The sequence below is a fragment of the Streptomyces sp. NPDC054840 genome (assembly GCF_053611065.1).
Window position 1 is genome coordinate 1 of the sequence record NZ_JBSGZP010000446.1, and the last position, 6,233, is coordinate 6,233.

Annotated in this window: 6 protein-coding genes; 4 read left to right on the forward strand and 2 right to left on the reverse strand. The window is 72.1% G+C overall.

Annotated elements, in window-relative coordinates; genetic code table 11:
- Nucleotides 1-262 (forward strand): AMP-binding enzyme (locus ACWGIU_RS26435; RefSeq protein WP_453709770.1); only part of this gene is annotated, 262 nt, incomplete at its 5' end.
- 48 nt (nt 263-310) lie between these two features.
- Here the strand turns inward: ACWGIU_RS26435 and ACWGIU_RS26440 are convergent.
- On the reverse strand, nt 311-838 hold the full coding sequence (locus ACWGIU_RS26440) for a hypothetical protein (RefSeq protein WP_453709772.1): 528 nt from the start codon (nt 836-838) through the stop codon (nt 311-313).
- 737 nt (nt 839-1,575) lie between these two features.
- On the opposite strand from ACWGIU_RS26440, the gene paaK reads away from it, so the two are divergent.
- Nucleotides 1,576-2,880: a phenylacetate--CoA ligase PaaK gene (gene paaK / locus ACWGIU_RS26445; RefSeq protein ID WP_453709774.1), complete on the forward strand. Its 1,305-nt coding sequence runs from the start codon at nt 1,576-1,578 to the stop codon at nt 2,878-2,880.
- Between the two features lie 71 nt (nt 2,881-2,951).
- Entirely contained in the window at nt 2,952-3,806 is an 855-nt protein-coding gene (locus ACWGIU_RS26450) for a YhjD/YihY/BrkB family envelope integrity protein (protein WP_453709776.1), read from the forward strand.
- A gap of 70 nt (nt 3,807-3,876) precedes the next feature.
- Here the strand turns inward: ACWGIU_RS26450 and ACWGIU_RS26455 are convergent, their stop codons facing one another.
- Entirely contained in the window at nt 3,877-5,418 is a 1,542-nt protein-coding gene (locus ACWGIU_RS26455; protein ID WP_453709778.1) for a fatty acyl-CoA synthetase, read from the reverse strand.
- A 157-nt stretch (nt 5,419-5,575) separates the two neighbouring features.
- Between ACWGIU_RS26455 and ACWGIU_RS26460 the strand changes: the two genes are divergently transcribed.
- On the forward strand, nt 5,576-6,233 hold a 658-nt coding region (locus ACWGIU_RS26460; protein WP_453709780.1), incomplete at its 3' end, for a penicillin acylase family protein.

Here is a 6,233-nt window from a genome sequence, read left to right on the forward strand (position 1 = left end):
GTCCCACCCCGACGTGTACGACGCCTTGGTGGCGGGGGTCCCGGACCCGACCTGGGGCAGTCATGTGGCCGCGGTGGTCCAGGTCCGGGAGGGCGCCCGGGCGCCGTCACTGGACCAGATCCAGAGCCACTGCCGCACCAGGCTGGCGGGCTACAAGATCCCGCGCCAGCTGGTCATCGCGCCCGCCATCCAGCGCTCGCCGAGCGGCAAGGCGGACTACCGCTGGGCGAAGGCTGTGGCGACGGAGGCGGACACGGCCTGATCGTCCGCCCCGGTCGGCGAGCCGTACGGGTCGCCGGCCGGCGCTCGCTCAGGACGACTCGGGCGCGGGTGCGGGTGTGAGGGCCGGGGCGGAAGGTGCCGTGGGGGCGGTGGAGGCGTCGTCGCCGTCCACGCAGATCAGCGAGATGACGACCGGTGCCTGCAGACCCGGTGCCGGGTCAGCCGCAAAGCCGGCCAGGGCCGTCCAGTTGTTCTTCGTCAGGGTCACCGACGTCCCGCCGGTGTCGGAGCCGGCCTGCCAGCCGTACTCGGAGCGGGCTCGCGCGAGGGCCGCTTTCATGGCGGCGTCCACCGTCTCCGGCGCGTGACGCCCTGAGAGCCGTTCGTGGCACCTGCCCAGAACCCCGGAGGGTTCCCGCTCCACCGTGATGCCCTCCGCCGCCAGTATCGCGGTCATCTCCGACACCACCGTGTCGGCGGGCAGCGGTGGACCCGGGAATCGCGGGGGCAGTGGGCCGAGGTCCCGCAGCGGAAACGCGCAGGCGGTCGCCGTCGCCGTCGTCAATGCCGCCAGGGCCAGGGACGCCAGTGCTGTGCGTGCCTGTCTGCGTCGCACGGTGATGTCCGTCCTCTCGGTTCGCGGTACGGCCCGTCAGTCTGCCATCCCGCCGATCTTGATGAACCACCGCCCGCCGACCCCCGCCGCATCGCGCCGGTCAGGCGCCCGCCGCCAGGAACCGTTCCACGAGGGCCTCGAACCAGGCCGCGTCGTCGAGCCACGGGAAGTGGCCGGCCCGGGGCTGGACATCGACCGAGCCGCGCGGGAACAGCACGGCGAGCCGGGCCGCCAGGGCGGCGCGGGGGTTGCCGTCCAGTTCCGCGGCCCGTACCAGGACATCGCCCGTGACCCGGCGGAGCGCCGCACGGGTGGCGGGCGGGTCGAAGGCACCGGGGCCCGCGTAGGCCTCGGCGGCCTCTCGTGCTGCTGCCGCGCGTTCTCCGCCCCGTGCGCCCGGCCGTCGCGTCCCCGTTCCCGTAGAACACCGGCGCGGCCTCGCGGAGTCGCCCGTGCCGCGCAGGGCGAGGAGGATCAGAAGGCGCCCGTCCGCCGGTCCGCCGAGGTCTCCGAGGTCTCCGAGGCATGCGGAGGCCCGCGTGGCGCCGTCCCGGGACGCAGATCAGCGGCTCACCGGCCCCTTGGAGGTGACAGGCGGGTTCGGTTCCGTCGTAGCCGGTGAAGGTGGGTATGCCGGCCATCACAACAGACGATCACTCGTTCGAGTCATTGATTTAACCTGCGGATTCCTGGCAATCTACCGAATGATCGGTCGGTTCTCACGATGAGGTGACGGCATGGCGGTGTACACGGATCTGCACGACGAGGGCGAGCGGCTGGGCCGTGACGAGTTGGCGGCACTCCAGCTCACCCGGCTGCGCACGACCCTGCACCACGCCTACGAGAAGGTGCCCTTCTACCGGCAGGCCTTCGACAAGGCCGGTGTGCATCCCGACGACTGCCGGTCGCTCGCCGACCTCTCCCTGTTCCCCCTGACCACCAAGGCCGATCTGCGCGACCAGTACCCCTTCGGGATGTTCGCCGTGCCGCGCTCGCAGGTGCGCCGCATCCACGCCTCCAGCGGCACCACCGGGCGGCCGACCGTCGTGGGGTACACCGACCGGGATCTCGCGACCTGGGCGGATGTCGTCGCCCGGTCCATACGCGCGGCGGGCGGGCGGCCCGGCCAGATCATCCACATCGCCTACGGGTACGGGCTGTTCACCGGCGGTCTGGGCGCGCACTACGGCGCCGAGCGCCTCGGCTGTACGGTCGTGCCCGCCTCGGGCGGAATGACGGACCGGCAGGTCCGGCTCATCGAGGACTTCCGCCCCGAGGTCATCATGGTGACCCCTTCCTACATGCTGACCCTGCTGGACGAGATGGAGCGCCAGGGGATCGACCCGCGCGCCACCTCACTGCGGACGGGGATCTTCGGCGCGGAGCCCTGGACCGAGGAGATGCGCCGGGAGATCGAGGAACGGCTCGACATCGACGCGGTGGACATATACGGCCTGTCCGAGGTCATCGGACCGGGCGTGGCCCAAGAGTTCGCGGAGACCAAGGACGGCCTCCACATCTGGGAGGACCACTTCTATCCCGAGGTGGTCGATCCGCTGACCGGCGCGGTGCTGCCGGAGGGCGAGCCCGGCGAGCTGGTGTTCACCTCCCTCACCAAGGAGGCCATGCCCGTGATCCGCTACCGCACCCGTGACCTGACGCGGCTGCTGCCCGGGACGGCGCGGCCGGCCTTCCGCCGGATGGAGAAGATCACGGGCCGCAGCGACGACATGATCATCCTGCGTGGGGTGAACGTGTACCCGACCCAGATCGAGGAGGTCCTGCTGCGGACGCCGGGCCTGGCTCCGCACTTCCAGCTGCGGCTGACCCGGGAGGGCCGGATGGACGCCTTGACGGTACGGGTGGAGGCGCGCCGCGAGACGGACGCCGAGCGGCGGCAGGACGCGGCCGCCGCCGTGGCCCGGGCCGTCAAGGAGGGGGTCGGGGTCTCCGTGCGGGTCGAGGTGGTCGACCCGCAGACCCTGGAGCGTTCGGTGGGGAAGATCAAGAGACTGGTCGACCTTCGCGGAGCCGGCGGCTGAAACCACCCCTTCGGGCCCATTTGGGTGTGGCCCCGGGGAGCGAGCCGGCGCTCGGGGGTAGTGAATGAGGTGTGATCTCCACCCTCCGGCAGCTCTACGACCGACTCCAGGGCTCCCAGGTCGGGCTGGCCTGGAGCCGCGGCCGGGAGATGGAGCTGATGCACCGGGCGATGGGCTTCGCGGCCCTCGGCTTCCTCACCCTGGTGCCGCTGCTGGTGGTCGTGGCGGCCGCCGCACCCGGAAGCGGCTCGGGCTTCGGCCGCTGGCTGGGCCAGGCCCTCGGGGTGACGGAAGCCTCGCGCGTCCGGGTCGAGATGCTGTTCGGCGCCGCGGACCTGGCGCTGGAACGGACAACCGCGTTCGGTCTGGCCGCCCTCGCGGTGTTCGGCCTGACCTTCGGGTCGGCCGTGCAGACCGGCTACGAGAAGGTCTGGGATCTGCCGACCGCGCGCTGGCACACCATGTGGCTGCACGTCGTCTGGCTCGCCCTGCTGGTCTGCTACCTCGGCCTGCTCGTGGGGATCCCCTCGCCGTCGAACAACGCCATCGGCAGGGTCCTCGGCGCGCTGGGCGACCTCATCGGCACCTGCCTGTTCTTCATCGGCTCGCAGCGCCTGCTGCTCGGCGGCCGGGTCCGCTGGCGCGCCCTCGTGCCGGGAGCGGTGGCGACCAGCCTCGGGCTGCTGGGGCTGCGGATCTTCTCGCAGCTGGTGTTCTCCCCGCTCATCGCCTCCAACGCGGTGATCTACGGCCCCTTCGGCACCCTGCTCGTCGTCCAGTCCTGGCTGGTCGGCGTGGGCTTCGTGGTCTACGGGGGCGCGCTCGTCGGCCGTCTCGTGCACGAGCACCTCACCCTGCGGCGGCTGCGACGCAGCGGGCTCCTCTCGCCCGAGGACCTCGCCGCGCGCCCTCCGCACCCCGGCTGACCGGGCTCACCCGCGTCAGCGGCCGACGTCAGCGGCCGGGCGTCAGCGGCCGGGCGTCAGCGGCCGGGCGTCAGCGGCCGGGCTCCGAGAAGCGGTCGCGCAGTTCCCGCTTGAGGATCTTGCCGCTGGCGTTGCGCGGCAGGGCGTCCACGAAGAGCACCCGCTTGGGAGCCTTGAAATGGGCGAGCTTCTCCCGCGCGTAGGCCATCAGCTCCGCCTCCGTCACCTCCCCCACCTCCCCCCGCCGTACCACCACCGCTGTGACCGCCTCGATCCAGCGCTCGTCGGGCAGCCCGACCACCGCCGCCTCGGCCACGCCCGGGTGGGTGTAGAGCACGTCCTCCACCTGCCGTGAGGCGACCAGCACACCGCCCGAGTTGATGACGTCCTTCACCCGGTCCACGACTGTGAAGTACCCCTGTGCGTCGCGGACGGCGAGGTCGCCCGAGCGGAACCAGCCGTCCCGGAACGCCTTCTCCGTGGCCACCGGATCGTTCCAGTACCCCAGGCAGAGCTGCGGCGAACGGTAGACCACCTCGCCCGCCGTTCCGTCCGGCACGTCCTTGCCGTCCTCGTCGACCACCTTCGCCTCCACGTGGCGCACCGGCCGCCCGCAGGAGTCCATCCGCCCGTCGTGCTCCGACGGCCCCAGCACCGTGGCGAGCGGCCCGATCTCGCTCTGGCCGAAACAGTTGTAGAAGCCGAGCTCCGGCAGCCGCTCGCGCAGGCGTTCCAGGACCGGGACCGGCATGATCGAAGCCCCGTAGTACGCCTTCCGCAGCGCGCCCAGCTCACGCGCCGCGAACTCCCGGTGGTTCGCCAGGCCGATCCACACCGTCGGCGGGGCGAAGAGGCTGTCCGCCTCCCCGGCCTCGACCAGGTCGAAGATCCGCTCTGCGACCGGCGCGTCCACGATCGTGTTCCGCGCCCCCACCGCCAGGTACGGCAGCAGGAAGACGTGCATCTGCGCCGAGTGGTACAGCGGCAGCGAGTGCACGGGCCGGTCGTCCCCGTCCAGGTCCAGGGCCTCGATGGCGCTCTCGTACTCGTGCACGAGGGCCCGGTGAGTCATCATCGCGCCCTTGGGCAGAGCGGTGGTCCCCGAGGTGTAGAGCAGTTGGACCAGTGCGCCCGGGTCCCGGCCGGCCTCGAAGGGCAGCGGCTCGGCCAGCTCCGCCAGGAAGGAGTCGGGGGCGTCGCGCAGCGCCCGTACCCGGTACCCGCCGGCGATCCGCCCGGACAGGCCGGGATCCGCGAGGACCAGGGCGCTCGCGGAGTTGTCCAGGATGTACGCGAGGTCCTCGCCGGTGAGGTTCTGGTTGACCGGGACATGAGTGAGCCCCGCCCGCGCGCAGGCGAGGTAGGCGATCAGATAGGCGTCGGAGTTGTGGGCGAAGGTGGCGACCCGGTCCCCGGCGGCCAGCCCGTACCGCTCCCGCAGCACGGCGGCGCCGGTGGTGACGGCCGCGTCGAGTTCCGCGTACGTCCAGCTGCGCTCGCGGTAGCGCACGGCCGGGCGGTCGGGCACCCGCCGCGCGCTGTCGTGCACCAGTCCATCGACCGTGTTGTCCCGTACCGCTCGCCCTGCCCGCACCGTCCGGTCTGCCGTCATGGCGCGATCCTCGTCCTCCCGTACGCCCAAGGTCAATCACCCGATACCAAACGGGATGTTGACAGGTCATCGGACGGGCTGAATGAGTGTGGGGGCACGGACGTACCGCCTGTCCAACGGGTAACCACTCCCGACCACAGGCTACTTGGGAGGACTGTTGCACCTCAGCACTCGTCCGATACTCCGCCGCGTCGCCCTCACCGGCGCCGCTCTGCTCGCCGCGGCGGCCGCCGTACCCCAGGCCTCGGCGGCCGCGGCGCCCGACGACCGGCAGGCCACCGGCGGCGGCCTGTCCGCCGTCATCCGGTACACCGAGAACGGAATCCCGCACATCCTGGCCCGCGACTACGCGCAGCTCGGCTTCGGCACCGGCTGGGCCCAGGCCGCCGACCAGGTCTGTGTCCTCGCCGACGGGTTCGTGACCGTCTCCGGTGAGCGTTCCCGCTGGTTCGGGGCCGACGCCGCGCCCGACTTCTCGCTCTCCTCGGCCACGAAGAACCTGTCCAGCGACCTCTACTTCAAGGGGGTGCGGGAGTCCGGCACGGTGGAGAAGCTGCTGGCTACCCCCGCCCCGGCCGGTCCCACCAAGGACCTCAAGGAACTGATGCGCGGCTGGGCCGCCGGGTACAACGCCTGGCTGGCCCAGAACAAGGTCACCGACCCGGCGTGCGAGGGTGCCGGCTGGGTCCGCCCGGTCACCACGGCCGATGTCGCCGCCCGCGGCTTCGCCGTATCGGTCCTCGGTGGCCAGGGCCGCGGGATCGACGGCATCACGGCCGCGCAGCCACCGGGCGCCGCGGGCTCGCCGACCGGCC

Bases quoted from the DNA above. Each gene is read 5' to 3' on its own strand.
- ACWGIU_RS26455 (WP_453709778.1), bottom strand. From the start codon at position 5,418: ATGACGGCAGACCGGACGGTGCGGGCAGGGCGAGCGGTACGGGACAAC.
- paaK (WP_453709774.1), top strand. From the start codon at position 1,576: ATGGCGGTGTACACGGATCTGCACGACGAGGGCGAGCGGCTGGGCCGT.